Source organism: Streptomyces dengpaensis, assembly GCF_002946835.1.
Lineage (GTDB): Bacteria > Actinomycetota > Actinomycetes > Streptomycetales > Streptomycetaceae > Streptomyces > Streptomyces dengpaensis.
In genome coordinates this window covers 5,048,430-5,073,765 of sequence record NZ_CP026652.1, presented here as the reverse complement: position 1 = coordinate 5,073,765, position 25,336 = coordinate 5,048,430, and the positions used below count along the sequence as shown (strand labels likewise).

General features: G+C 68.6%; 22 protein-coding genes and 3 pseudogenes. 14 read left to right on the top strand and 11 right to left on the bottom strand.

Translation table 11 applies throughout. The features are described from left to right. Positions 1 to 36 precede the first annotated feature (36 nt). The gene (gene ppc / locus C4B68_RS23525; protein WP_099501843.1) at positions 37 to 2,769 is read right to left on the bottom strand and encodes a phosphoenolpyruvate carboxylase; all 2,733 of its coding nucleotides are present in this window, start codon (positions 2,767 to 2,769) and stop codon (positions 37 to 39) included. A 335-nt stretch (positions 2,770 to 3,104) separates the two neighbouring features. Between ppc and C4B68_RS23520 the strand changes: the two are divergent. Both C4B68_RS23520 and C4B68_RS23515 read left to right on the top strand, forming a co-directional pair. After that, a pseudogene (locus C4B68_RS23520) lies at positions 3,105 to 4,114 on the top strand (acyl-CoA desaturase). Next, the gene (locus tag C4B68_RS23515) at positions 4,111 to 4,791 is read left to right on the top strand and encodes a TetR/AcrR family transcriptional regulator (RefSeq protein ID WP_099501847.1); all 681 of its coding nucleotides are present in this window, start codon (positions 4,111 to 4,113) and stop codon (positions 4,789 to 4,791) included. The pseudogene C4B68_RS23520 and the gene C4B68_RS23515 overlap by 4 nt, the downstream one beginning before the upstream one ends. Before the next feature lie 148 nt (positions 4,792 to 4,939). On the opposite strand, the gene C4B68_RS23510 is transcribed toward C4B68_RS23515, so the two are convergent. After that, positions 4,940 to 5,752 carry a trans-aconitate 2-methyltransferase gene (locus C4B68_RS23510; protein ID WP_099501849.1) on the bottom strand — a complete coding sequence of 271 codons (813 nt, stop codon included), beginning with the start codon at positions 5,750 to 5,752 and terminating at the stop codon, positions 4,940 to 4,942. 137 nt (positions 5,753 to 5,889) lie between these two features. Between C4B68_RS23510 and tamR the strand changes: the two genes are divergently transcribed. Then, positions 5,890 to 6,387 carry a MarR family transcriptional regulator TamR gene (gene tamR / locus C4B68_RS23505; protein ID WP_099501851.1) on the top strand — a complete coding sequence of 166 codons (498 nt, stop codon included), beginning with the start codon at positions 5,890 to 5,892 and terminating at the stop codon, positions 6,385 to 6,387. A 71-nt stretch (positions 6,388 to 6,458) separates the two neighbouring features. Here tamR and C4B68_RS23500 read toward each other — a convergent pair whose 3' ends face one another. Beyond that, positions 6,459 to 7,235 carry a LuxR C-terminal-related transcriptional regulator gene (locus tag C4B68_RS23500; protein WP_099501853.1) on the bottom strand — a complete coding sequence of 259 codons (777 nt, stop codon included), beginning with the start codon at positions 7,233 to 7,235 and terminating at the stop codon, positions 6,459 to 6,461. 256 nt (positions 7,236 to 7,491) lie between these two features. On the opposite strand from C4B68_RS23500, the gene C4B68_RS23495 reads away from it, so the two are divergent. Then, a complete protein-coding gene (locus tag C4B68_RS23495) occupies positions 7,492 to 7,986 on the top strand; it encodes a GNAT family N-acetyltransferase (RefSeq protein WP_180289248.1) in 495 nt (164 codons plus the stop codon). 89 nt (positions 7,987 to 8,075) lie between these two features. On the opposite strand, the gene galK is transcribed toward C4B68_RS23495, so the two are convergent. Genes galK through galT form a run of 3 tightly spaced genes read right to left on the bottom strand, consistent with a single transcriptional unit; the run spans position 8,076 to position 11,271 of the window. After that, complete coding sequence (galK, locus tag C4B68_RS23490; RefSeq protein WP_373682218.1) at positions 8,076 to 9,239, bottom strand: galactokinase; 1,164 nt, start codon at positions 9,237 to 9,239, stop codon at positions 8,076 to 8,078. 11 nt (positions 9,240 to 9,250) lie between these two features. Beyond that, positions 9,251 to 10,210 carry a UDP-glucose 4-epimerase GalE gene (gene galE / locus C4B68_RS23485; protein WP_099501857.1) on the bottom strand — a complete coding sequence of 320 codons (960 nt, stop codon included), beginning with the start codon at positions 10,208 to 10,210 and terminating at the stop codon, positions 9,251 to 9,253. After that, positions 10,207 to 11,271: a galactose-1-phosphate uridylyltransferase gene (galT, locus tag C4B68_RS23480; protein WP_099501859.1), complete on the bottom strand. Its 1,065-nt coding sequence runs from the start codon at positions 11,269 to 11,271 to the stop codon at positions 10,207 to 10,209. The genes galE and galT overlap by 4 nt, the downstream gene beginning before the upstream one ends. Before the next feature lie 175 nt (positions 11,272 to 11,446). Between galT and C4B68_RS23475 the strand changes: the two genes are divergently transcribed. Together C4B68_RS23475 and C4B68_RS23470 are read left to right on the top strand one after the other, a co-directional pair. Further along, positions 11,447 to 13,204, top strand: a complete 1,758-nt coding sequence (locus C4B68_RS23475) for a sodium:solute symporter family protein (RefSeq protein WP_240634447.1) — start codon at positions 11,447 to 11,449, stop codon at positions 13,202 to 13,204. Between the two features lie 80 nt (positions 13,205 to 13,284). Beyond that, entirely contained in the window at positions 13,285 to 13,605 is a 321-nt protein-coding gene (locus C4B68_RS23470) for a hypothetical protein (RefSeq protein ID WP_099501861.1), read from the top strand. A 215-nt stretch (positions 13,606 to 13,820) separates the two neighbouring features. Here C4B68_RS23470 and C4B68_RS23465 read toward each other — a convergent pair whose 3' ends face one another. Next, positions 13,821 to 14,222 carry an ATP-binding protein gene (locus C4B68_RS23465; RefSeq protein WP_099501863.1) on the bottom strand — a complete coding sequence of 134 codons (402 nt, stop codon included), beginning with the start codon at positions 14,220 to 14,222 and terminating at the stop codon, positions 13,821 to 13,823. Between the two features lie 235 nt (positions 14,223 to 14,457). Here C4B68_RS23465 and C4B68_RS23460 point away from each other — a divergent pair, with 235 nt between their 5' ends. The 5 genes and pseudogenes from C4B68_RS23460 (at position 14,458) to C4B68_RS23440 (ending at position 17,942) form a co-directional block, all read left to right on the top strand. Continuing rightward, positions 14,458 to 15,309, top strand: coding sequence for a helix-turn-helix domain-containing protein (locus C4B68_RS23460; RefSeq protein ID WP_099501865.1), 852 nt, complete (start codon positions 14,458 to 14,460; stop codon positions 15,307 to 15,309). A gap of 8 nt (positions 15,310 to 15,317) precedes the next feature. Next, the gene (locus tag C4B68_RS23455) at positions 15,318 to 15,593 is read left to right on the top strand and encodes a DUF397 domain-containing protein (RefSeq protein ID WP_099501867.1); all 276 of its coding nucleotides are present in this window, start codon (positions 15,318 to 15,320) and stop codon (positions 15,591 to 15,593) included. A 239-nt stretch (positions 15,594 to 15,832) separates the two neighbouring features. Then, positions 15,833 to 16,429: pseudogene (locus C4B68_RS23450) on the top strand (replication initiator); the annotation flags it as partial. Then, entirely contained in the window at positions 16,429 to 16,656 is a 228-nt protein-coding gene (locus C4B68_RS23445; RefSeq protein WP_180289249.1) for a helix-turn-helix domain-containing protein, read from the top strand. The pseudogene C4B68_RS23450 and the gene C4B68_RS23445, both read left to right, overlap by 1 nt. Then, positions 16,656 to 17,942 (top strand): tyrosine-type recombinase/integrase, encoded by a 1,287-nt coding sequence (locus C4B68_RS23440; protein WP_099501868.1) that lies wholly within the window; start codon positions 16,656 to 16,658, stop codon positions 17,940 to 17,942. Before C4B68_RS23445 ends, C4B68_RS23440 begins: the two co-directional genes overlap by 1 nt. Positions 17,943 to 18,111: 169 nt before the next feature. On the opposite strand, the gene C4B68_RS23435 is transcribed toward C4B68_RS23440, so the two are convergent. From C4B68_RS23435 to C4B68_RS42500, 3 genes and pseudogenes are all read right to left on the bottom strand, one after another. Continuing rightward, positions 18,112 to 18,576: a hypothetical protein gene (locus C4B68_RS23435; protein ID WP_099501870.1), complete on the bottom strand. Its 465-nt coding sequence runs from the start codon at positions 18,574 to 18,576 to the stop codon at positions 18,112 to 18,114. Beyond that, positions 18,563 to 22,450 (bottom strand): annotated as a pseudogene (locus tag C4B68_RS23430) (polymorphic toxin-type HINT domain-containing protein); the annotation flags it as partial. The pseudogene C4B68_RS23430 and the gene C4B68_RS23435, both read right to left, overlap by 14 nt. Then, entirely contained in the window at positions 22,431 to 22,679 is a 249-nt protein-coding gene (locus C4B68_RS42500) for a hypothetical protein (RefSeq protein ID WP_206337088.1), read from the bottom strand. The pseudogene C4B68_RS23430 and the gene C4B68_RS42500, both read right to left, overlap by 20 nt. Before the next feature lie 514 nt (positions 22,680 to 23,193). On the opposite strand from C4B68_RS42500, the gene C4B68_RS44795 reads away from it, so the two are divergent. From C4B68_RS44795 to C4B68_RS23415, 3 genes are all read left to right on the top strand, one after another. Next, the gene (locus tag C4B68_RS44795; protein ID WP_373682219.1) at positions 23,194 to 23,322 is read left to right on the top strand and encodes a hypothetical protein; all 129 of its coding nucleotides are present in this window, start codon (positions 23,194 to 23,196) and stop codon (positions 23,320 to 23,322) included. 286 nt (positions 23,323 to 23,608) lie between these two features. Further along, the gene (locus C4B68_RS23420; protein ID WP_099501873.1) at positions 23,609 to 24,022 is read left to right on the top strand and encodes a cytidine/deoxycytidylate deaminase family protein; all 414 of its coding nucleotides are present in this window, start codon (positions 23,609 to 23,611) and stop codon (positions 24,020 to 24,022) included. A gap of 165 nt (positions 24,023 to 24,187) precedes the next feature. After that, complete coding sequence (locus C4B68_RS23415) at positions 24,188 to 24,430, top strand: hypothetical protein (protein WP_099501875.1); 243 nt, start codon at positions 24,188 to 24,190, stop codon at positions 24,428 to 24,430. 22 nt (positions 24,431 to 24,452) lie between these two features. Here C4B68_RS23415 and C4B68_RS23410 read toward each other — a convergent pair whose 3' ends face one another. Further along, positions 24,453 to 25,160 (bottom strand): helix-turn-helix transcriptional regulator, encoded by a 708-nt coding sequence (locus C4B68_RS23410; RefSeq protein WP_099501876.1) that lies wholly within the window; start codon positions 25,158 to 25,160, stop codon positions 24,453 to 24,455. Between the last annotated feature and the right edge of the window lie 176 nt (positions 25,161 to 25,336).

Below are 25,336 nucleotides of genomic sequence, written 5' to 3'. Positions count from 1 at the left end.
TCGTACGTACGACAACACGGGGGCGCCGGCACACGCTCAGCCGGTGTTGCGCAGCCCGGCCGCCACACCGTTGACGGTGAGCAGCAGCGCGCGCGACAGCAGCGGGTCGGGCTCGGCGCCGGCCGCCGCCTCGTCGCGCTGGCGCTTGAGCAGGGCGACCTGGAGGTAGGAGATCGGGTCCAGGTAGGCGTCGCGGATGGAAAAGGTCTGCTGGAGCACGGGGTTGGTGTCCAGGAGCTTCTCGCCGCCGGTGACGCGGAGCACCTCACGGACGGTCAGCTCGTGCTCGGCCTCGATCGTGTCGAACACGTGCTTGAGCTCGTCCGGCACCAGGGTGTCGACGTAGTGGCGGGCGATCCGCAGGTCCGTCTTGGCCAGCGTCATCTCGACGTTGGAGATGAAGTTGCGGAAGAAGTGCCACTGCTCGCGCATCTCGTCGAGCACCGTGTCCAGGCCGGCTTCGCGCAGCGCCTTCAGGCCGGAGCCGACACCGAACCAGCCCGGCACGATCTGCCGCGACTGGGTCCAGCCGAAGACCCACGGGATGGCCCGCAGACCGTCGAGCCCGGCGCCGGAATCCGGCCTCCGCGAGGGCCGCGAGCCGAGGTGCAGGTCGGCGAGCTGGTCGACGGGCGTGGCGGCGAAGAAGTACGCCGGCAGGTCCGGGTCCTCGACCAGCCTGCGGTACGCCGAGTGCGCGGCGTCCGAGACCACGTCCATCGCCGCGTCCCAGCGGGCCAGCGCCTCGTCGGACTGGCGCGGGGCGGTGTGCAGCGCGGACGCCTGGAGCGTGGCGGCGACGGTCAGCTCCAGGTTCTCGCGGGCCAGCGAGGGCACCAGGTACTTGTCGGAGATGACCTCGCCCTGCTCGGTCACCTTGATCTCGCCCTCCAGCGTGCCCCACGGCTGCGCGAGGATCGCGTCGTGCGAGGGGCCGCCACCGCGGCCGACGGTGCCGCCGCGGCCGTGGAAGAGCCGCAGCCGTACGCCGTACCGGTGCGCCACGTCACGCAGCCGCCGCTGGGCACGGTGGATCTCCCACTGCGAGGTGGTGATGCCGCCGAACTTGGAGGAGTCCGAGTAGCCGAGCATGACCTCCTGGACGTCGCCGCGCAGCGCGACCAGCCGCCGGTAGGACGGGTCGGAGAGCATGTCCTCCAGGATCGTGTCGGCGGCCTTGAGCTCGTCCGTCGTCTCCAGCAGCGGCACGATCCCGATCTTCGCCCAGCTGGCGTGCAGGTCCAGCAGCCCCGCCTCGCGGGCCAGCACGGCGGCGGCGAACACGTCGTCGGCGCCCTGGCACATCGAGATGATGTACGACTCGATGACCTCGGGCCCGAAGATCTCCAGGGCCTTCTTGACCGTCTCGAACACACCGAGGGTCTTCTGACCGGCGGCGTCCAGCGGCGCGGGGGTCGAGGCGAGCGGCCGCCGGGACCGCAGCTCCTTGGCGAGCAGCTTGGCCCGGTAATCGCGGGGCATGTCCGCATACCGCCACGACTCCTCGCCGAGGCGGTCGAAGAGCTGGCCGAGCGCGTGGTGGTGGGCGTCCGCGTGCTCGCGTACGTCCATGGTGGCGAGCTGGAGGCCGAAGGCGGCGAGCGTGCGGATCGTACGGTTCATCCGGCCGTCGGCGAACAGGGCGCCGCGGTGCTCGCGCAGCGAGGTCTGGATGAGCGTGAGATCGCGCAGCAGCTCGGCCGTGCCCAGGAAGTCGCGGCCCGGCTCGTACGGGGTGCCCTTGGCGAGGCGCTGCTTGGTGTTCTCCAGCTTCTGCCGGATGCAGGTGGCCTTGAGCCGGTAGGGCTCCTCGGCGTTGAGGCGCTTGTAGCGGGGGCTGATCTCCGGCAGCCGCTCCAGGTCGGTCTGGAGGGACTCCAGCAGCTCCTCCGTGGCACCCGTGTAGCGGATCGAGTTCGACAGGAAGCCCCGCAGCTCGTCGATCAGCTCCAGCGCGTCGTTGATGCCGTGCTCGTGCTGGAGGATCAGGACGTCCCAGGTGACGTCCGGGGTGACGTTCGGGTTGCCGTCGCGGTCGCCGCCGATCCAGGTGCCGAAGGTGAGCGGGCGGGTGTCGTCCGGCAGGACGACACCGACGCGCTCCAGCTCGGCGGTCAGGTCCTCCAGTACGTCGCCCACGGCCCCCGCGTGCAGTTCGTCGAGGTAGTAGATGGCGTTGCGGGCCTCGTCGGAGGGCTCGGGGCGTACGACGCGCAGCTCGTCCGTCTGCCACACCAGGTCGATGTTCTCGGCCAGGCGGGTGTCGTGGCGGCGGCGGTCGGCCTCGATGACCGGGGTCTCCAGGAGGGCGGCGATCCGGCGCAGCTTGTTGAGGACCGAGCGGCGGGCGGCCTCCGTCGGGTGGGCGGTGAAGACCGGGCGGACGTTCAGGTGCTTGACCGTCTGGCGCAGGTGCTCGGGGTCGGCGTCCTTGAGCCGGTCGGCCGTACGGGCGAGCAGACCGCCCTCGGCGGCACGCTTGGCGCGCAGCTCGCGGCCACGGTGCACCTGCTCGGTGACGTTCGCCAGGTGGAAGTAGGTCGAGAAGGCGCGGACCAGCTTGGCCGCGGTCTCCAGCTCGGTGCCGCGCAGCAGCTCGGCGGCGGCCTCTCCGTCCTCGCGGGTCAGTCGGCGGACCCTCTCGACCAGTTCCAGCAGCTCGGGGCCCTCCTGCCGGACGAGGGCTTCACCCAGCAGATCACCCAGACGGCGGATGTCGGCACGCAGCTCGCTGCTGGTCGTCGTGGTCTGGTCGTCGGCACTGCTCACAGGTGCGGCTCCTTGCAGTGTTGCGTCTGAAGAGTGTGGAAGCTCGTCTGAAGCTCGTCTGGGAGGAAACCCGGGTGGCGACCGCGCGGCGGTTGCCGCTTAGGGACGTGGCATCCGGGAAGAAAACAGAACGGACCGCGCTGTCCGACCGACTCCAAGGATAGGTGTCCACAGGGACGCGCAGGCTCACGGGCTCTTGCCGCCAAGCTACGCGCTGCCATACTTACGACGCCGTAGGTTACGGAGCCGTAGGTCTTCCCGTCAGACGGAGGGCGGACCCTGGTGTTCCGCGCTCGGCCACTCTCCACACCCTCGAAACCCCACAGGGGACGCCCATGACCACGAGCTCCGATGTGATCGACGACGCCCCACAGGCGAACAACGACACCTCCCTCCCCTCCGCCACGCTGGGCGGCGAGAAGAAGGGGTCACTCGAACAGATCACCCTTCTCCTCTTCATCATCGTCCCGTTCCTCGCGCTGGTCGCGGCGGTGCCCCTGGCCTGGGGCCGGGGGGTGAGCTGGCTGGATCTCGGCCTGCTGGTCTTCTTCTACTACCTGGGGTGCCACGGCGTCACGATCGGCTACCACCGCTACTTCACGCACGGGTCCTTCAAGGCGAAACGCCCGCTGCGGATCGCGCTCGCCATCGCCGGCTCGATGGCGGTCGAGGGACCCCTGGTCCGCTGGGTCGCCGACCACCGCAAGCACCATAAGTTCTCCGACGCGGAGGGTGACCCGCACTCCCCGTGGCGCTACGGCGAGACGGTTCCGGCCCTGATCAAGGGCCTGTGGTGGGCACACATCGCCTGGATGTTCGACGAGGAGCGGACTCCGCAGGACAAGTACGCGCCGGATCTGATCAAGGACCCGGCGATCCGTGCGATCTCCCGCCAGTTCATCTACTGGACGTTGCTGTCACTCGCGCTGCCGCCGCTGATCGGGGGCCTGGCGACGATGTCGTGGTGGGGCGCCTTCACCGGTTTCTTCTGGGGCTCACTCGTACGGGTGGCTCTGCTGCACCACGTGACGTGGTCGATCAACTCGATCTGCCACGCGGTCGGCAAGCGCCCCTTCAAGTCGCGTGACCGTTCGGGCAACGTGTGGTGGCTGGCCGTGCTCTCCTGCGGCGAGTCCTGGCACAACCTGCACCACGCCGACCCGACCTCGGCGCGCCACGGTGTGCAGCGCGGCCAGCTGGACTCCTCGGCGCGGATCATCCGCTGGTGCGAGCAGCTGGGCTGGGCGTACGACGTGCGCTGGCCGTCACGGTCGCGTATCGATTCCCGCCGCAACCCCGACCCGTCCGGCTCCCGCGCAAGCCGGAAACCGCTGACGCGGCATGATTGACGGCGTGGCGACCGACTCCAGCAGAACCCCGAGCAGCAACGAAAAGCCGCGGCGCACGCGCCGCACCCGCATGACCGGTGCCGAGCGCCGTCAGCAGCTGCTGGAGATCGGCCGCACCCTGTTCGCGGCCAAGGGCTTCGAAGGCACGTCGGTGGAGGAGATCGCGGCGAAGGCCGGGGTCTCCAAGCCGGTGGTGTACGAGCACTTCGGCGGCAAGGAGGGCCTGTACGCGGTGGTGGTGGACCGCGAGATGCGCCGCCTGCTGGACATGGTGACCGGCTCCCTGACCGCCGGCCATCCCCGCGAACTGTGCGAACAGGCCGCCTTCGCCCTCCTCGACTACATCGAGGAGTACACGGACGGCTTCCGCATCCTCGTCCGCGACTCCCCGATCCCCCAGTCGACGGGTTCGTTCGCGTCGTTGATCTCGGACATCGCCACCCAGGTGGAGGACATCCTGGGCCGCGAATTCAAAAGCCGCGGCTTCGACCCGAAACTGGCCCCGCTGTACGCCCAGGCCCTGGTCGGCATGGTCGCCCTGACCGGCCAGTGGTGGCTGGACGTCCGCAAACCCCGCAAGGCCGAGGTCGCCGCCCACCTGGTGAACCTCGCCTGGCACGGCCTGGACGGCCTGGAGCCGAAGCCACGCCTGATAGGCCACCGCAAGGCGTAGACGTCCTCAGCGCGGAGGGGCTGGTTCTGAGCCCGTCCGGCCTTTGAGGACGAGCGCGAAGCGCGACAGCGGGGGTCTGGGGGCGGCAGCCCCCGGGGACGGGACGGGAAGGGGCGGAGGGGGCGAAAAACCCTCTCGGCGGCAAGCGTCACCCCGCTTTCCGCGCCACGGCGAACAGCCGCCGGAACGGCAGGACAGTCCCGTACGACTGAGCCGGATAGGCGCCGCGCAGCAGATCCCGGTACTCGGCGACGAAGGCATCCCGGGCCTCCGGGTCCTCGGCGAGGACGGTGAGGACGGGCCGCAGTGCCGTGCCCTTCGCCCAGTCGAGAACCGGATCCTCGCCCGCCAGCACCTGCAGGTACGCCGTCTCCCACACATCGACCTCGCGGCAGCCGAGGCGGGCCAGCCGGTCGAGGTACACCAGAGGATCGTGGACGGAGTCCTCGTGCCGCAGTACGCCCTCCACGCGGCCCTTCCAGCGGGCGGTGGCGGCGAGTTCGCGCAACAGCGCGTGCAGGGGCGCGTCGATGTTGTGCGGAACCTGGAAGGCGAAGGTGCCGCCCGGGGCGAGTGCGTCGAGCCAGGCCGGGAAGGAGCCGAGATGCCCCGGCACCCACTGCAGCGCCGCGTTCGACACGATCAGGTCGTACGTCTGCGGGGGCACCCACGTCGTGAGGTCGGCGTGGGCGAAGTCGAGCCGGCCGCCGCCGGACGTGGGGCCGGCGTACTCCTCGGTCCTGGCGAGCATCTCCGGGGAGTTGTCGTAGCCGGTGATGTGCGCGGCGGGCCAGCGTTCGGCGAGCTGGACGGTGACGTTGCCGGGGCCGCAGCCGAGGTCGGCGATGCGGGCCGGGTCACGGGGCAGCGCGGGGACGCGGGCGAGGAGGTCGGCGAAGGGGCGGGTGCGGTGCTCCGCGTGGCGGAGATACTGGGCGGGATCCCAGGTGGCGGCAGGCATGGGTGAGCCTCCTCGAGGTCGGTCGCTGTCAGCCGTACGCGATACCCCGAGCATAGAATCTCGATATCAAGAGATTCAACAACAAGAGGGTCGACATCAAGAGACTTCATGTCGACAGAACCATTACAATGATCCTCATGGAGGACGAGGTCGATCGGCTGGTCGGAGCGTGGCGCCGGGAGCGCCCTGACCTCGACGTGGAACCGCTCGAGGTGCTCAGCCGGGTGAGCAGACTGGCCCGGCATCTGGACCGTGCCCGCCGCCTGGCGTTCTCCGAGCACAGCCTGGAACCCTGGGAGTTCGACGTCCTGACGGCGCTGCGGCGCGCGGGAACCCCCTACCAGCTCTCCCCCGGCCAACTGCTCACCCAGACCCTGGTCACCTCGGGCACGATGACGAACCGCATCGACCGGCTGGCGAAGAAGGGCCTGGTGGAGCGCCTCCCCGACCCGAGCGACCGCAGAGGCGTGCTCGTACGTCTGACGGACGAGGGCCGCGACCGCGCGGACCAGGCCCTGGCAGGCCTGCTGGACCAGGAGCGTGCGATCCTCGGGGAACTGTCACGCGCCCAGCGGATCGAACTGGCGGCCCTGCTACGCCAGTTGACCGCCCCGTTCGACAACATCCCCGGCTGAGGGCCCACCGGGCGGATCATGCCGGAGACGCGGGACCTGGCACGCACACCTGGCCCCGCTCGCCGCGTTGATCAGGCGCTGTTGGTTTCCTCCGGCCTGATCCGCCCGGCAGACCCCAGGTCGACGGGCCCGACCCCGGCGCGGCGGGCGAGCGCTACGGCGGCGAGGGTCGAGTGGACGCCGAGCTTCCCGAGCACGTTCTGCATATGTGTACGGACGGTGTGCGGGGAGAGGAACAGCCGCTCCGCGACGGCTTTCCGGCCCAGCCCGGCGACCATGCACCGCAGCACTTCGCGCTCCCGGGGCGTGAGCGACTCGACGAGCCGCTCGCTCTCGGTGCGGTGCTTGCGCGCGGCGGTGAGTTCGCGCAGGACGCCGGTGAGCAGGGCCGGCGGGAGATGGGTCTCGTCCCGCAGCACTCCCCGTATGACGGTGAGCAGCCGCGACAGGGAACAGTCCTTGGCGACCCACCCGGAGGCCCCCGCCTGCAGGGCAAGGGCGGCCCGGCGTGGATCGTCCTTCTCGGCGAGCACGACCGTTCGTACGCTCGGCTGCCCGGACCGCACACCGGCGACGAGCGAGATCCCGTCCACCAGTCCGTCCTCGTTGCTGTCCTGGACGGGGACGGCCGCCGGACGCGGGCCGGGCAGCTGGCCGCCCAGGTCGGCGTCGACGAGCAGTACGTCGAACCTGCGGCCCTCCGCCGCCGCGCGCTCCAGGCAGCGCAGTGCGGCGGGGCCGCTGCCGGCCGCGGACACGTCGACGTCGGGCTCGGCCGCGAGGGCGGCCGCGAGCGACTCGGCGAAGATGCGGTGGTCGTCGACGACCAGTACTCGGATGCGAACCACTGAAACCCCCACTGTCGGGGGACGGCCGGTGCGGGTACGGCGCCCGAAGTGATCCAGAGCCGCTCGAACGGCTCGGAAGCGGGGTGCCGCAGCCGCACGGCCGCCGCCGTGCTGGAACTGCTACCCCCACTTCGGGCGTCGTACCCGACTGTCTCGCCCCCTGATCAGCACCAGCCCCCACCGGCGCCGTTCATCAGAGTACGGCCGGGGGCGGGGAGCGGAAGGCAATTCGCAGAACTGGCCTGCCAGCGCGTTTATGGTGAGCCGTATGTTTCGTATTGAGACAGGAGTCGACAACGACCGCCGGGATCTGCTCCGCCGTCGCCTACGGGACACCAACACGGCGGCGTCCGCGGTCCTGCGCGCCCTGCGCGGAACCTCAGGTGAACGCGAACGCCCCCTCCACGTCTGGGCGTTGGACGAGACAGGGAGCCTGGCGGGCGGCCTGGTCGGCCACACCTGGACGACCTGGCTCCACGTCACCTACCTCTGGGTCGACGAGCCCCACCGCGGCACGGGCCTCGGCTCCCACCTCCTCGCCCAGGCCGAACGCATCGCCCGCGAGGACCGCGGCTGCCTCAACTCACGCCTGGAAACCTGGGACTTCCAGGCCCCCGACTTCTACAAGAAGCGGGGCTACGAGGTGGTGTGCGAAATCCCGGACTATCCACCGGGGATCACGGAGTACACGCTGACGAAGAGGCTGAGGAGGTTCAGCCCGTCTGGGGGTACCCCCTCTGGGGGAGTTTGAGGACGAGCGCGAAGCGCGACAGCGGGGGTCTGGGGGGAGCCCCCGGGTACGGGACGGGTAGGGGCGGAGGGGGCGAAAAAAGCCCTGCCTCAGCTCAACCGCCGCGCCCCCGCCGAGGCCACCGCCGGAAACACCCGCGGCGCAGTGAACCCCACCGCGGCAAAGGCCTCCGTCACCGCCTTGGTGACCGTGTCCGCGTCGGCGGACTCGACCAGCACGACGGCGGAACCGCCGAAGCCACCGCCCGTCATCCGGGCGCCCACCGCGCCGGCGGCATTGGCCGCGGAGACCGCAAGATCCAGCTCATCACAGGAGATACGCAGGTCGTCCCGCAGGGACAGATGCCCCTCCGTCAGGACGGGGCCGATGGCGCGGACGTCGCCCGCGTCCAGCAGGGCGATGACCTGGTCCACACGGTGGTCGTCGGACACGACGTGGCGCACGTAGCGGCGTACGCGCTCGTCGGACAGGCGCGCGAGCGCCGCGTCGAGCTCCCCGTACGCGACATCCCGCAGATGCGAGACCCCGAGCAGCCGCGCGCCCTCCTCGCACCCCGCACGCCGCTCGGCGTACGCCCCGTCGCCCAGCGCGTGCTTCACGCGCGTGTCGACGACCAGCAGCTCAAGGCCGTGAGCGGACAGGTCGAAGGGGACCTGGCGGATGGACAGGTCACGGCAGTCGAGGTGCAGGGCGTGCCCCTCCGTGCAGCACGCCGAGGCCGTCTGGTCCATCACGCCGCAGGGGACGCCGACGAAGTCGTTCTCGGCGCGCTGGGCGAGGCGGGCCAGCTCGGGGCGGGTGAGGCCGAGTTCGTACAGGTCGTTGAGGGCGAGCGCCGTCACGACCTCGAGGGCGGCGGAAGAGGACAGGCCCGCACCCGTGGGGACCGTCGACGCGAGGTGCACATCGGCGCCGCCCACCGCGTGGCCCGCCGAGCGCAGCGCCCACACCACGCCCGCCGGGTAGGCGGCCCAGCCGGCGTTGGCCAGGGGCTCCAGCGACGCCGCGTCCAGTTCGACGACCGGCCCCTCGATGTCGGCCGAGTGCAGCCGCAGCACGCCGTCACCGCGCCGCGCCACGGCCGCGACCGCCGTGTGCGGCAGGGCGAGCGGCATCACGAAGCCCTCGTTGAAGTCGGTGTACTCGCCGATCAGGTTGACCCGGCCCGGTGCGGCCCAGACACCGTCCGGCGCCGCCCCGTACAACTCCTCGAAGCCCTCGCGAACCTCAGTGTGCCCCACCGCATGCCCCACGTCGTTACTCCTCAGTCCCGGTTCTGAGCGAACGCCCACGCGTCCGCGACGATCCCCGCGAGATCCGCGCGGGACGGGTTCCAGCCGAGCCGCTCGCGGGCCGTCTCCGCCGAGGCGACCAGGACAGCCGGGTCGCCGCCGCGGCGCGGGGCCATGACCTCGGGGATCGGGTGCCCGGTCACCTGGCGCACCGTCTCGATGACCTCGCGGACGGAGAAGCCGTTGCCGTTGCCGAGGTTGCAGATCAGGTGCTCACCGGGCGAGGCGGCGGCCACGGCGAGCAGGTGGGCCTCCGCCAGGTCGGCCACGTGGATGTAGTCGCGGACGCACGTGCCGTCGGGCGTCGGGTAGTCGTCGCCGTAGACGGAGATGGCCTCACGCTTGCCCTGCGCCACCTGCAGGACCAGGGGAATCAGGTGCGACTCGGGGTCGTGCCGCTCGCCGCACTCCCCGTACGCGCCCGCCACGTTGAAGTAGCGGAGCGAGACCGCGCCCAGGCCGTGGGCCTTCGCCTCGCCGGTGATCATGTGGTCGACGGCGAGCTTGGAGGCGCCGTACGGGCTGGTCGGCTGGGTCGGCGCGGTCTCGACGATGGGTGTCGTCTCGGGCTCGCCGTACGTGGCGGCCGTGGAGGAGAAGACCAGCTTGCGGACGCCCGCGTCGCGCATCGCGGCGAGCAGCGCCATCGTGCCGCCGACGTTGTTGTCCCAGTACTTCTCGGGCTTCACGACCGACTCGCCGACCTGCGAGAACGCGGCGAAGTGGAGCACGGCGTCGAAGGAGGAGTCCAGCCACTTGGCGGCGTCGCGGATGTCGCCCTCGATGAAGGAAGCGCCCGTCGGCACACCCTCGCGGAAGCCGGTGGAGAGGTTGTCGAGGACGACAACCTCGTGGCCGGCCTCCAGCAGGTGCTGCGCGACCACGCTTCCGACATAGCCCGCGCCGCCGGTGACCAAGTACTTCCCACTCATGAACTCGCTACCTCTCGCAGTCGCTCGGCCGCGGTTTCCGGCGGCACGTCGTTGATGAACACATTCATGCCGGACTCGGAACCCGCGAGGAACTTCAGCTTGCCGGAAGTTCGGCGAATGGTGAAAAGCTCGAGGTGAAGCGCGAAGTCGTCCCGGTTGACGCTCTCGAACTCCTCCAGCGACCCGAACGGCGCCTGGTGCCAGGCGGCGATGTACGGCGTCGGCGGCTCCCCCGCTCCGAAGATCCGGTCGAAGCGCCTCAAGAGTTCCAGATAGACCTGAGGGAATTCTTTGCGCGCGTCCTCGTCGAGGCCGAGAAGGTCGGGCACCCGCCGCCGGGGATAGAGGTGGACCTCGTACGGCCAGTGCGCGGCGTACGGCACGAAGGCGACCCAGTGGTCACTCGACAGGACGACCCGGGAGCCGTCCGCCAGCTCGCGGGCGACGACCTCGTCGAAGAGGTTCTCGCCGCCGGTCGCCTGCTTGTGCGCGGCGAGCGAGCGCAGCATCAGCGCCGTACGCGGGGTGGTGAAGGGGTAGGCGTAGATCTGGCCGTGCGGGTGGCCGAGGGTGACGCCGATCTCGGCGCCGCGGTTCTCGAAGCAGAAGACCTGTTCGACGGAGGAGAGGTGCGACAGCTCCGCCGTCCGGTCCGTCCACGCGTCCAGGACCAGGCCCGCCTGCTCCTCGCTCAGGTCGGCGAAGGACGCGTCGTGGTCGGAGGTGAAGCACACGACCTCGCAGCGGCCGGAGTCACCGGCGAGCGAGGGAAAGCGGTTCTCGAAGACCACGACGTCGTACGAGGAGTCCGGGATCTCGCTCAGGCGGTCACCGGAGGACGGGCACAGGGGGCACTCGCCCGCCGGAGGGTGGTAGGTGCGGCCCTGGCGGTGCGAGGCGATGGCGACGGAGTCGCCGAGCAGCGGGTCGCGGCGCACCTCGGAGGTGGTGACGGTCGGGTCGAGCGGGCGCCGGTCCACCGCGTCGCGCACGACGTCGTCGCGCGAGTCGTAGTAGATGAGCTCACGACCGTCGGCCAGCCGGGTCGAGGTCTTCTTCACAGTCGGACTCCCCATCCGCGCCCAGTCTTACAGGTTCTTCAACCTTGGAGGCTCTTCAAACATAACCGAACACAACAAACCACAAGGCAACAGTAGCGTCAATGCCTGTGGGGTTTTGGGGGGCGTCTGTGAACCACGGGCAGCCTTCTGGGGCGCGTGGGGCATAGATACCGGCATGCCTACCCCCACGTATCTGGCAGACGGGGCCCGGAGCTACCTGGCCGAGGGAGCCAGGACCTACCCGGCGGACGGGTTCCCGCCCCACCTCGCCGCCGAGCTCCGGCTCCCCACGAACTGGCTCGACTACACGATCCTCGGCATCTACTTCGCCGTCGTCCTCGGCATCGGCTTCGCCGCACGCCGGTCCGTCAAGACAAGCCTCGACTTCTTCCTCTCCGGGCGCTCGCTGCCCGCCTGGGTCACCGGGCTCGCGTTCATCGCCGCCAACCTGGGCGCCACCGAGATCCTCGGCATGGCCGCGAACAGCGCACAGTACGGCGTCTACACCGTGCACTGGTACTGGATCGGCGCCATCCCGGCCATGGTCTTCCTCGGCCTGGTGATGATGCCCTTCTACTACGGCTCGAAGGTCCGCTCGGTCCCGGAGTTCCTGCTGCTGCGCTTCGACAGAGCGGCGCACCTGCTGAGTTCGATCCTGTTCGCCTTCGCGGCGATCCTGATCGCCGGTGTGAACCTCTACGCCCTCGCGATCGTCGTCGAGGCGCTGCTCGGCTGGCCGCAGTGGGTGGCGATCGTCGTCGCGGGCCTGTTCGTGCTCGCGTACATCACCCTCGGCGGCCTGTCGTCCGCGATCTACAACGAGGTGCTGCAGTTCTTCGTCATCCTCGCCGCGCTCATCCCGATCTCCGTACTCGGCCTGAAGAAGGTCGGCGGCTGGGACGGTCTGACCGACTCGCTCACGGCGACCCACGGCGACAACTTCGTCACCGCGTGGGGCGGTACCGGCATCGGCGACCCCAACCCGCTGGGCGCGAACTGGCTGACGATCGTCCTCGGCCTCGGCTTCGTGCTGTCCTTCGGCTACTGGACGACGAACTTCGCCGAGGTGCAGCGCGCGCTGTCCGCGAGGAACCTGTCCGCGGCCCAGCGCACCCCGCTGATCGCCGCGTTCCCGAAGATCTTCATCGTCTTCCTGGTGATGATCCCGGGCCTGGTGGCGGCGGTCCTGGTCCCGAAGATCGGCACGGCGGACTCGGACCTCCAGTACAACGACGCGATCCCGTACCTGATGGAGGCGCTGCTGCCCAACGGCGTCCTCGGCATCGCGGTCACCGGCCTGCTCGCGGCGTTCATGGCGGGCATGGCGGCCAACATCTCGTCCTTCAACACGGTGTTCACGACCGACATCTGGGCGAAGTACGTGGTGAAGGGCCGCGAGGACTCGTACTACGTACGCTTCGGCCGCCTGATCACGGCGATCGGCGTCCTCGCGTCCATCGGCGCGGCGTTCCTGGCCTCGTCGTTCTCGAACATCATGGCCTACCTGCAGGCCCTCTTCTCCTTCTTCAACGTGCCGATGTTCGTGGTCTTCATCATCGGCATGTTCTGGAGGCGGGCGTCGATGAAGTCGGGCTTCTGGGGGCTGCTGGCCGGCACGACGGCCGCGATGGTGAATTACTTCGTGTTCTACCGGCAGGGCATCATCGGCATCCCCTCCGACCAGGGCGCCAACTTCGTCTCGGCCATCGCGGGCTTCGTAGCCGGCGCGGTGGTCATGGTCGCGGTCTCGCTCTTCACCGCCCCGAAGCCGGAGGAGGACCTCCAGGGCCTGGTGTACGGCACACGCTCACCCGGCATGGCCGAACCGCCCGCCGCCGGCGACGACGCGTGGTACCGCAAGCCGGCGCTGCTGGGCTGGGGGGCGGTGATCCTGGCGGCGGCGTGCTACATCCCGTTCTCGTTCTCGCTCTGACGCCTTCCGCCAACTTCCGACGACTTCTGACGGCTTCTCACGGCTTCTCACGGCTTCTCACAAGGGAGGACTGACGGACCATGTCCGAGTACTCGGAGCGCGACGTCCAGCGCGCGGTCACGGAACTGGAGCACAAGTCCGCGACCGCCGCCCGCCTCTTCGACATCCGCCGCATCATCGGCGCCCTGTTCGTCCTCTACGGCATCATCGTCACGATCGCCGGCATCACCGTCTCCGACGCCAACCTCGACAAGGCCGAGGGCATCAACATCAACCTCTGGACGGGCCTGGGCATGCTCGCCCTGGGGCTGTTCTTCCTGGCATGGCTGTGGCTACGACCACTGACACCGGCGCCGATGCCGGAGGAGGGGGAGGAGCAGCAGCCGCCACCCTCGGGGTGACTGCTGCGAGCGGGGCCGGAGTTCTTGAGGGGACTGCGGCCCCCGTACGGCTCTTCAGATCCGTTCAGCCGTGAACAGCTCGGCCGGATCTGTCACTCTTCGGCGAACAGGTCTTCCGCGTCGGGCATATGTTCGGCGCGCACGGCATGGACCATCTCGGCCCACCGAGAGCTGTTCACGTCCGGGCGCCACCCGGCCACGGCCAGCACTGGCCCCTACGCCGCGGACAGGTCGCACCACACGTACTTGCCGCAGTCACCACCCTGCCGCAGCGGATGCCAGCCCCAGTCGTCGGCGCAGGCCCGGACGAGCCCGAGCCCGCGGCCCGTCTCCGCGTCGGAGGCAACCGTCAGGTCGTACGGCGGCGGCACCGGGCTCGCGTCCCACGCACCGATACGCAGGACGCCGTCCCGCCAGTGCAGCCGCAGAGCCGCCGGGCCCTTCGTATGCCGTACGGCATTGGAGACCAGCTCCGCCGCCAGCAACTCGGCGACGTCCGCCAGGCGGATCAGGCCGTGCATCGTGAGGACCAAGCGGACGGTACGGCGGCAGACGGTGACCGCTCGGACGTCATGGGGGATGTGGAGCACGTATTCCCAGGGTTCGGTTTTGGGCATGGGTGAACTCCGATCCAGGAGTGGGGGGTTGAGAGTTCGCGGCGGGCCCGGGCAGTGGCAGTGTCACAGCCGTCCTGGCAGGACGGAGTGGTGCGCTTCCGGGAATCCCGACGTTCCGCAGCGTGTGCGTCGCGTCACTGACGGTAGAGACCAAAATTGGTCTCGCGCAACCCGCTGCCATAATCTGCCCCCGAACGAGTCACCGTTCCAAGGCCGTTGAGACGAGGAGGAATCCATGGCCCGCAGGCGGCAACCCACCGCGCGCCAGATGCGTCTCGGCGCCGAGCTGCAGAAACTGCGCGAGGCCGCAGGGCTCAAGGGACGCGAAGCCGCCGCGGCTCTGGGAACGGACTCGGCCCGGTTGAGCCAGATCGAGTCCGGGGTCGTAGGCATGAGCGAGAACACCGTTCGCCGGCTCGCTGCCAATTACGCCTGCACGGACGAGGAGTTGACCGAGGCCATGGTAGCGATGGCTACGGACCGGACCCGCGGCTGGTGGGAGAAGTATCAGGGCCTGCTGCCAGTTCCGTTTCTGGACATCGCCGAGTTGGAGCACCACGCCACGTACCGTTTCGACGTCGAGTTCCTGCATGTCCCCGGCCTCTTTCAGACGGAGGACTACGCTCGCGGCATCTTCTCGTACCGCGTCCCCGAACTCCCCGACAACGACTTGGCGTTGCGAGTAAGCCACCGCATGGAACGCAAGGTGATCATCACGGGCCCGGCCCTCATCCCGTACGAAGCAGTGATCCACGAGGCGGCTCTGCGTATCCGTGTCGGCAACCGAAGCGCCACACGAACTCAACTGACCCGCATCCTGGAACTCTCCGAAGCGGACCACATCACGGTGCGCGTCATCCCCTTCGACTTGGACGACTTCGGCGGAGCCTGGAGCGCCATGACGTACGCGGGTGGCGCGGTACCCAAACTGGACACCGCGCTTCGCGACACAGCCCACGGCACCGCCTTCATCGACTCCGAATCCCAACTCGGCGCCTTTCGAACGCTCTTCCGTAAGGTGGAGGCGGTATCACTCGAACCCGCACGTTCGCGTGACTTCATCCACAGGCTTGCGAAGGAACTGTGAGGAGCGTCGTGACCACCCCCGGCAACTGGCAGAAGTCGTCCTTCTCAGGCGGCGCCGACGGCAACAACTGCCTCGAACTCGCCGCCACGCCCGCCCACTGGCAGAAGTCCTCCTTCTCGGAGGGAGGCGAGGGAAACACCTGCGTCGAACTCACCGCCACCCCGACCGCCCTGCACCTGCGCGAAAGCGACGACCCCGCCGCCATCCTCACCACAACGCCGCCCCCCCTCGCCCACCTCCTCCACCACATAAAGACCGGCGGGCCCCGCACACCCAGCGCGTGAGGTGACGATTAGCCGCGCGGCGTAACCACCGAAGACGCACCAACGACGCGGCCTCGGTCACCGCGGCGCACCGCCCGAGGAGCCCGCCGCTACCTCCTTCTACGCAGGCCCCCCTCTTCCCATGTCGCCGCCAAATCGCCGGCGACGACGAAGAGGGAGCCGTTCGTAAACGCGATTTCATGGGTGAATCCGGCCGGGTGCGGCAGGATCTCGTCCAGTTGGAAACTCCCTAGCCGGGGCTCGACGTACGCGAGATCGCCGCCTTCGGCACCGACGCCGAACTCACCGATCAGGCCGTGGCCGCCTACGTGGCGAAGTACGCCACCAAGTCCGCCGACGCCTCCGGCGCCCTCGACCGCGCCCTGTTCTGCCGTCCCTGCCAGGGACGCGGCGCCACCGTGCTGCCTCACGGGACTCCGCTCCCCTGCACCGCCTGCGACGGAACTGGACAGGCCCGGCCCCTGCCGCGCCTCGCCGTCGCCCGCCACGTACGGCAGATGATCCGCACCTGCTGGGAGCTGGGCAAGCTACCGGAGTTCGCCGATCTGAAGCTCTGGAAGTGGGCGCACATGCTGGGCTTCCGGGGCCACTTCTCCACCAAGTCCCGCAGCTACTCCACGACCCTCGGCGCGCTGCGCGCCGCCCGCCGCGCCTGGCGCACCGACCAGTCCCGTGTCTACGCCGGCCTGCCCGAGCCCGAGCCGGACACCACGCTCGTCGTCGTCCACTGGGCCTACCTCGGCACCGGCTACAGCCCCGGCGCCGCGCTCCTCGCCGCCGTCGTCTGGCACCGCAGGGAACTCGCACGGCAGTTCATCACCGAAGGGGGTTGCTGATGACCATGCAGGCACCCACCGCACCCCACCAGGGGCCCAGCACGCCGGAGGAGTTGCTGACAGTTCCGCAGGTCATGGCAAGCCTCCAGCTGGGCCGCTCGGCCGTCTACGACCTGCTCCGCACCCGCCAGCTCGCCTCGATCACCCTCGGCCGCGCCCGCCGCATCCCCACCCACGCCCTGACCGACTTCATCCGCACCCGCCTCGACCAGGAAGCCGCCGCCTGATGACCACGCCCCGCGACAACCCCGTCTCCCGCCGCAGCCGTGCGAACGGCGACGGAACCGTGTACCAGCGCAAGGACAGCCGTTGGGAGGCCGCTGGATACGTCCTCGCCCCCGGCAACACGCGCAAGCGCGTCCGCGTCTACGGCAGCACCCGCAAGGAAGCGCTGGCCAAGCTCACCGAGAAGATCGCTGCCAGCAACCGCGGACTCCCCGTCCCCTCCGCGCAGGGCAGCCTGGCTGCGTACCTGACGTACTGGCTGGAGAACGTCGCTGTTCACCAGCTCCGTGAGAACACCCACACCCGCTACACCGCCGTCGCCCGGCTCTACCTCATCCCCGGCCTCGGGCGGAAGAAGCTGGCCAAGCTCACCGCCAAGGACGTCCGCACCTGGCTCAACCAGCTCCGCACCACCTGTCAGTGCTGCACCCGTGGCCTCGACACCGCCCGCGATGAGCCCCGCTGCTGCGCCGCCGGAAAGTGCTGCTCCAGGCGGCTCTCGCCGCTGACACTCGCCTACGTCCACTCCGTGCTCAAGTCCGCCCTGGAGCACGCGGTACGCGAGGAGGAGATCCCGCGCAACGTCGCCCGCAACGTCCGCTCCGGCTCACCCCGACCCCGCCGCTTCGAACCTCTCACCGCCGAAGAAGCACGCGAGTTCCTGACCGCCGCCAGCGGTCACCGGCTGCAGGCGCTGTTCGAGCTCGCCCTGCGCACCGGCCTCCGGAAGGGCGAACTCCTCGGCCTGCGCTGGGAGGACCTCGACTTGGCCGGTGGAACCGCCAGCATCCGCCGCACACTCCAGCGCACCAACTCCGGTGGCCTGACCGCACTCCCGACCAAGACCCAAAGCTCCGAACGACGCATCGCGCTGCCGACGCCGTGCCTGCGCTCCCTGGAACAGCACCGCACCCGTCAGCGTGGGGAGCGCGATGCGACAGGGACAGCCTGGCAGGACAGCGGCTACGTGTTCACCCGGCCCGACGGCACCCCGATCGAAGGAGCCACCCTCACCCGCCACTTCACCGCTCTGCTCGACCGGGCCGGACTCCGCCGCATCCGCTTCCACGACCTTCGCCACTCGACCGCGACCCTCCTCCTGGAACAGGGGGTGGAACTCGTCGTGATCAAGGAACTCCTCGGCCACGCCCACATCGGCGTCACGGCCACCGTTTACGCCCACGTCCGGCTCCGTCTTCAGCGCGACGCTATCGACCTCCTCGGACGCACCCTCCGCAACCCCGGGGACAGCGACGAACCACCGCTCTGCGCAGCGCCCGTCCGCTGACGTTGCCGTCAACTACTGCCGTCACAAGCCCGAGAAGCCCCACCAGAAGTCGATTCTGGTGGGGCTTCTGCGGTGCTTGAGCGTGTTCGCCAGACAGGCGGTCAGCTCTCGTCAGCGTCCTGATGAGATTTGTTACCGAATCCGTTTCAGTCGTTTTCCGTACAGCGAACTAATCCAAATCAAGTCCCGCCACCGCCGCCTGGACCTCATCAGACCCATACCCCGTCCGCAGGAACAATTCCCGGGACCCCAAAGCGGAAACAACGAGCTGCGCGAGCGCATACCAGCGTCTACCGATTCGCAACGGAAGAGTCGCCATGACCTCTGCGCCCGGAGCGCCTACATCATTCACCTCGCCTGAGGAAATTTGAACCTCGACGGCGAATTCCGCCTCATCGTCACGAAGCCAGATGCAGACTCGCGAAGCTCCAGCCACGCGAGCATCAATCTCGCGAAGCGCGCCAACCAGTGTTTGCAGGTCGGCCGTCGTACACCCAAGCTCCATGAGGCGGGACTCCTGGAAATTGGGCAGCTGATACGTGACCTGGAAGATCACTTCGAACTGGTCGACACTGAGGACGATGACGGAAGCCGGCGGACTGGCGCCTCGATCGCCCTGTTCATCGGAGAACATTGTCAAACCAATCCTTCCCGCCCTTGGGAGTGAATACCGTTCCACCTTCACCATCTTCGATGACGACGGATCGCTTATCGGGGTCCCAGTAACCGACTCGACCATTTCGAAGATATCTAGTCTCGACGTTGGGAACATTCCCATTGATCACGCCATCGACGTAGTAAGGGAGGGCTCCGTCATCGACACCTCTCACGAAGTGGGTACCGTCCCCGTCGGGACGCTTCGCCGAATCGAGGGCATGCTTCGAAATATTCTCAGATATTTCGTCGACCTCGGGGCAACTACTATTGTGAACGAGAACTGGCGTCTGGCCAGCGAGTACATAGTACGTGTGGGTCTCGTTGATCGTGAGGTCGTATGTGCGCTGGTGCTGGGTGAATTCGCGGGTGGTGTGGACCGTCGCGGGGGACCCGTCGGCGGTGCGGATGGTCATTCCGGGTTTGAGGGCGTCGGCCTCGACCCACGCGCCTTCGGAGTCTGACCAGAAGGGGTGTGTGGTGGTGGTCGTCAGGGAATCGGTGGCGTCGTCGGTAGTGATGGTGAGGTCGATGAAGTGCTTGTCGTCCTCGGTGACGATGGTCGCGACGACTTCGCTGACAGTGGTCTTGTTCGTGTGTGGATCGGTGACGGTGACCTTGTCGCCGATCTCGACGTCCTCGATGGGTTTGCTGGTGCCGTCGGCCATCAGGACGTCGGTGCCGGCGGTGAAGCTGTGGGCCGCGGCGACAAGGCAGCCGATGGGGATGTTGTCGCCTCGTTTGATGGCCTGTTTGAGGAACGTGACGCCGACCTTCGCGATCTTTCCGAGACCGGTGGTGACGGCACTGACGGTTGCGTCGATTGCCGCTTCCTTGCAGCCCTTGCCGTTGTAGCAGTCAACGTAGGAACGTACGCCGAGGACTTCCCGGACATCGATGTTCGCTTGGCCACCGAACCAGCCAAGTTCGCCCACCGCGTGGCAAAAATCGCCGGTCAGCACACCCGTGCATTGGCTGCGTGCCCAGTTCTCCAGGTTGTGCTGGTAGTCCAAGTTCTCGTGGTAGTAGGGGAAAGTTGCGGCGAGTTCCGCCTGGGTGGGGATGTAGACACCCTGGATGGTGACCGACTGACCGTAAGGCTGAACCGTCACCGGCCTGTTCGTCTCACCGCCTGTTTGTGACTTCCCGGCCGGAGGCTTGTAGAGGACCCCGCCGCCGGTGGGGTTGCCGTTCTTGGAAAGACTGCCGTCGCCGCGGGTCTGGACTCCGGTGCCGCAGCCCTCCTCGAAGCCGGAGCCGCAGGCCAGGCCGAGGCCGGTGGGGTCGGTGAAGGCGAGGGGGTTTTGGGCTGCGTAGGTGTAGCCGTTGAGGGTCTGCGGTTTGTCGATCTCCAGGAGGGGGTCGACGCTGAGGAAGCGTCCGGTGTCCGGGTCGTATTCGCGGGCGCCGAGGTGGGTGAGGCCGGTGGACCGGGTGTCATCGGTGCCGCCGACGAAGCCCTTGGTGCCAGGCCAATCCGCGACCTCCTCGCCGCGAGTGCCGCCGAAAGGCAGGGAGCGGCGCTGGGTGAGTTGCTGGGTGGCTGCGTCGACGGCGAGTTGAGCGGTGCCGTGGTGGTCAGCAAGGGTGAAAGACACAGTGCCGTCGTCGTCCTGGACGGCCTGGTGGCCGTTACCGAGGTCGAAGTAGCGGGTGGCCTTGGGGGTGGTGGAGCCCTTGGGCAGGGTGATCTCGGTGCTGCCGAGGTAGAGGGTGGTCTCGGTCGGGGTGCGGCCGATGAGGCGGTTGCCGTCGGTGTCGTAGAGGTATTCGGTGACCTTGCTGCTGCCGCCCTCGACGGGTTCCGTCACCTTGGTCAGGTGGCCTTCGGCGTCCCAGGCCAAGGTCTGAGCGTCGCCGCCGATGGTGCGGCTGGTGGTGTTGCCCGCGGCGTCGTAGTCGTATGTGTCCTTGGACGTACCCGTCGGGCCGGTCGCGGTGATGGAGTCGAGGGTGTGAACCTGGGGTGTGCCCGGCTCGGGGTAGGCGTAGGTCCGCCGAATGTCCTTGCCCGCGCCGCCTGTGGTGTCGTGGCGAGTCTCGGTCAGACGCTGGCCGGTCTTGCCGTAGGTGTAGGAGGTCCAGTACGGGGCTGGCCCGCCGAGCACGCTGCCGCTGGGCGTGCCCGCGCAGCTCGTCTCGTCCTGGGTCCAGGCTTCGGACAGGCGGCGCAGCGCGTCGTAGGTGAAACACTGGTTGTCGGTGCCGGAGCGGGAGACGTCGGAGACCGACAGGACGTTGCCGGCTTCGTCGTAGTGATAGGTGCTGTGCTGGTCGACGCCGGCCACGTTCTCTCGGTCCACGCGAGAGGTGGCCAGGCGCTGGGTGCCCCACTCGTAGGTGTTGGTCGCCCAGATCTTCTTGCCGCCGCTGTTGGACAGTTCGTGCTGCAGCGGCTTGCCGGTCAGGCTGTAGCTGGTGCCGGCCTGCAGGCCCTGGCTGCCGCTGAGGGCGGTGGGCCACAGGGTCGCGTCGTCGTGTGTGTACGCCACGGTCGCCGCCGCCAGCGCACCGGCCTTCGGATACCCGATGCCCTTGACCAGGCCGGAGACCCCGTAGGAGGTCGTGGTCACATAGGTGCCCGCCAATGCCCCTTCGGAGGAGGGAACGGTGACAGAGGTGCGCTGCGGGCGGTAGAGCCGGTCGTAGGCGACGACCATGGCCGTGTAGGCGTTGGCACCGTCGTAGCGGGTGGACTCGGCGAGGTGGCCCTTGGCTCCGCTGATGGTGTCGTAGACCCACTTTGCGCGCAGCTCGCCGGTCGGCGAGTCCTTGTGCAGTTCGGTCTGACGGCCGAGACCGTCGTGGACATAGGCGAGCGTGGTGCCGCGAGCGTCGGTGGTGGAAGTCAGTTGGCCTCGGTCGTCGTACCTGCTCGTGGCGCTGCCCTTGTCAGGGTCGCTCGTTGCGATCTGCTGCCCGAGCAGGTCGTACCCGTAGGTCCAGGCGTTGCCCTCCGCGTCGGTGACCTTCGTCAGCTCGCCGCGCGGTGTGTAGGCGTACTTGGTCGTGTCGTAGTCGGCCTCTGCACTGCGTGCGTGGTGCTGGCGCACTTCGGTGGTCTGGCCGCGGGCGTCGGTGAGGGTTGTGGTGGCGGTACCTCCGACGGGCGGGATGACGGTGGTGCGGTCGCCGCCGTAGATGGTCTTGGTGATGTTCAGGACGGTGCCGCCGTCCCCGTTTCCGGCGATCTCCCGGACCTCGGTTGGGCGGCCGAGACCGTCGTAGGTACTCCGGGTCTGTGTCTCGACGCTCAGAGCGTCCTGAGGCTTGAACAGACCGGCGGACGGGGCGCCCTCGGCGTAGTAGGTGGCGAACTCCTTGGCTGCGAGGCCGCGTTCGTCGTAGAAGGTGTCGGTCAGCAGGCGGCCGCCGTCGGGGCCGGGCTGCTGGGTCTGGCGGGGTCGCAGGAATCCGTCGTAGAGAAGGTAGGAGGTGCGTTGGGCGCCGTCGTTGCCCAGCGTCTTGGTGCCGACCGCGACGGGCTGTCCCTCGGTGACGCTGTACGTGAACTCATAGGACGGTGTCTGGCTGGTGAGGCGATCGGCCGCCCACACCCTGGTGGAGCGACCCAGCGCGTCGTAGGCGAAGGTGGTGACCTTGTCGTTGGTGTCGGCCTGGGTCAGCGGCAGGCCGCGCCGGATGTCGTGGCTGGTGGTGGAGGTCTGCGCCGTGGTCGCGTCGCCGGCGTTCGCCGGCGGCGTGGTGATCTTCGTGGTGGTCGGGAAGCCAGTGGCGGGAGTGCGCAGGGTTGTCGTGGTGCGGCCGTCGGTGCGCGTCGTGCGGGTGAGCTCGCCGGTCGTGGTGACCTTCACGTCGGCCGTCAGGTCGGTGCTAGTGAGCTCGCGCCCGTACGCCGCGCAGGGAGAGGACCTCCACCGGCTCACCCGAACGCTTGGCCTGAGCCAGCGCCTCCTCCTCGGTCGGCGCGGTCCGTGCCTCGGAAGTCCCCGCATCCGCCACCGCAGCCGCAGATGCCCTGCCCGGGACAGCACCCATCGCGACGGTTGGCGCAAGCACGCTCACCGTCACCGCAGCGGACAGCACCGCTCCGACAACGCGCAGCCGTCTGCCCTTAGGCATGGCACACCCTCCCCGACTCCACAGTCCCCACCCTGGAGTCACACAAGTTTCACAAAGTGAAGGGACTTTAACTGCGCGTTACTTGCACACGTCAAGAGCGAATCGCACAAGTGGATAAGCGCAGTCGCAGCGCTGGGTGGTTACTCAGCCACGCTTCCCGATATGACCGATGGAGAAAGGAAACGCACATATCGCCACGTTCGCGATGCCTACACATTTGGGCACACCGCGCATATCAATCGACGGGTTTCAGACATCCGCCACACGCTCGCTCGGCCCCCTTTACCAAGACTTGACCATCCTCGGCAGTTATCGATAAAGGGGGGTTTCAGCGGACTTGATCCAGTTCCATCGGGTGCCTGGTCTGGATCGTTGTCTCACCTCGCCCGGCCCGGGCACACCGGTCTGCGGCTCGGCACCGCCTGGGCGCAGTCCACGACCGCCAGGGGAAGAGGCCATCTGAGCGCTGGGTGACTGCGCGCCGGCGCATGAGCTGGTATTCATCGTCGCCCCCGTGCTCGGTACTGGGCAGCCCGCAGAGACCGGGCAGTTGACCGTGTTGGCCGCAGGGCCGAGCCCGCACCAGGACACATTCGCCCCCGCCTTCGACGCCCGTCGGCGCCCGTACGATGTGGACCGGTGAGGACTAGGCCGAGGGCAGTACCACCCGGCTCAAGCTCGTGGCCAACAGTTGGGTGCTCGCGGCCTCCGCTGCGGCCGGTGAGGTCCTCACCCTCGCCCGGGGCCCGGCATGGAGCCGCGGACCTTCTTCGACCTCATCGCCGCGCGGGTCGGCACCTGGGCGGCAGCGAACAACGCCGAATCGCCTACGCCCCTACCAACTCCTCGTGGCTGAACCGCCCGATATTCGCTTGCGCACCATCGTCACTCGGGTCAACGTCGTCTGACACCTGACGGAGGCAGAGAAGATGACCACGCAGACTCAGCACGTCGACCACGAACTCATCCAGGCCGCGGCCCACGTCGCGCGCACCCGCTGCCGGGGCGACAACCACACCATGGCAGCCGCAGCCCGCGCCCAGGACGGCCGGATCGTCACCGCCGTGAATGCCTACCACTTCACCGGAGGCCCCTGCGCCGAGCTGGTCCTCATCGGCGCGGCAGCCGCCGAGGGCGCCTACGAGCTGGACACGATCGTCGCCGTGGGCGACCGCGACCGGGGGGCCGTTCCCCCGTGTGGCCGGTGCCGCCAGGTGCTCCTCGACTACTTCCCGGCCCTGAAGGTCATCGTCGGGGCAGGCGACCGCCTTCGGACCGTCCCTATCACCGACTTGCTTCCCGAAAGCTACATCTGGGCCGACCACCAGCTCGACACTGAGTAAACCGAGCCACTCAGCAGAGGCTGACACCACCAGACATCAACAGGGCGAACGTTGTCCGGCAGCCACTGGACACCTCCACACTCGTGATCAAAATGTAAACCCCTCGTGCCGGAATTGTGGGCTCCGTCACAGCGCCCGCTGGCATGCACCTGATGAAGTGAACGAATGCTCGGTCTACTCCTTCGCGTCCTCCCGTTCTGGATCCGCGAGCCCCTGCTCGTCATTGTCGGCCTCCCCTTCGGCGTCCTCCTCGTGTACGCCGCCGTCCGGGACGAGGAATGGATCATGGCCGCCCTCGGCGTCGCGGTCCTCGCGATCACCGCCGCACGCATTCACACCATCGTCAACGCGCTGCGAGCCCGCCGCATGGACAAGGCCACCAACAGCGCTTCGGCAGAAGGCGCGTGACCCCACGTCGGTAAGGATCAGATCAGGGCCCGGGGGCATCCTCCGGGCCCCCCGGCGACGCGGTCACTGGACCCGCCCGGTCCAGCAGGCCCGTTCTCGCCGCCAGTGCCGCCGCCTCAAGCCGCGACCCCACGCCCAGCTTCATCAGGACCCGTTGGACGTGAGTCCGGGCCGTCGACGGGGCGATTCCCATCCCGGCGGCGATCAGGCGCGTGTCCTCGCCGTCCGCGACCCTCACCAGAACCTCCACCTCCCGTGGAGTGAGCATCTGGAGCAGGCGCTGGCCCTCGTCGTCCGGCTGGGCCACGGGATTCAACAGCTCACTGAAGGCGCCCTGGAGCAACTGCGGGGCCACGGCCGCCTCGCCCGCCCGTGCCTTCATGATCGCTCGCTCGACACCCTCTATGCGTTCGTCATGGCGTACGTAGCCCGAGGCGCCCGCGGCGAACGCTGCCGCGATGCCACGTGGGTTCGGTACCGGGCCGAGGACCAGGACCGCCACCTGCGGGCGCTCCCGCTTGATCTTCGCCACCGGGTCGAAGATGCCCGGTTCGGCTGGTGTCGCCGTACCGAGCAGGCACACCTCGGGTGCCCGTGCGATCACCAGCTCCGCCGCCCCCGCGGCCGGAGCCGCCGCGGCGAGCACCCGGTGCCCCCGCAGCTTCAAGGCCGAGGCCAACGCCTCGGCCAGCAGTCGGTGGTCGTCGACCACCATGAGCCGCACTCCCATCAGGCAACCCCCCAGTCCCCCCAAGCATCCCCACTGGTTCCCCGTGGATTAGGAGCCCCCCGGCTCTCCATCCCCCGGAAGCTACACGCTTGTTCGACGTTGCGCTTCCCCTACTGGAGAGAAGTGCCCCGGAATATCGAAATCCCTCCCATTCGGGAGTGTTGAGGAGTGATGAG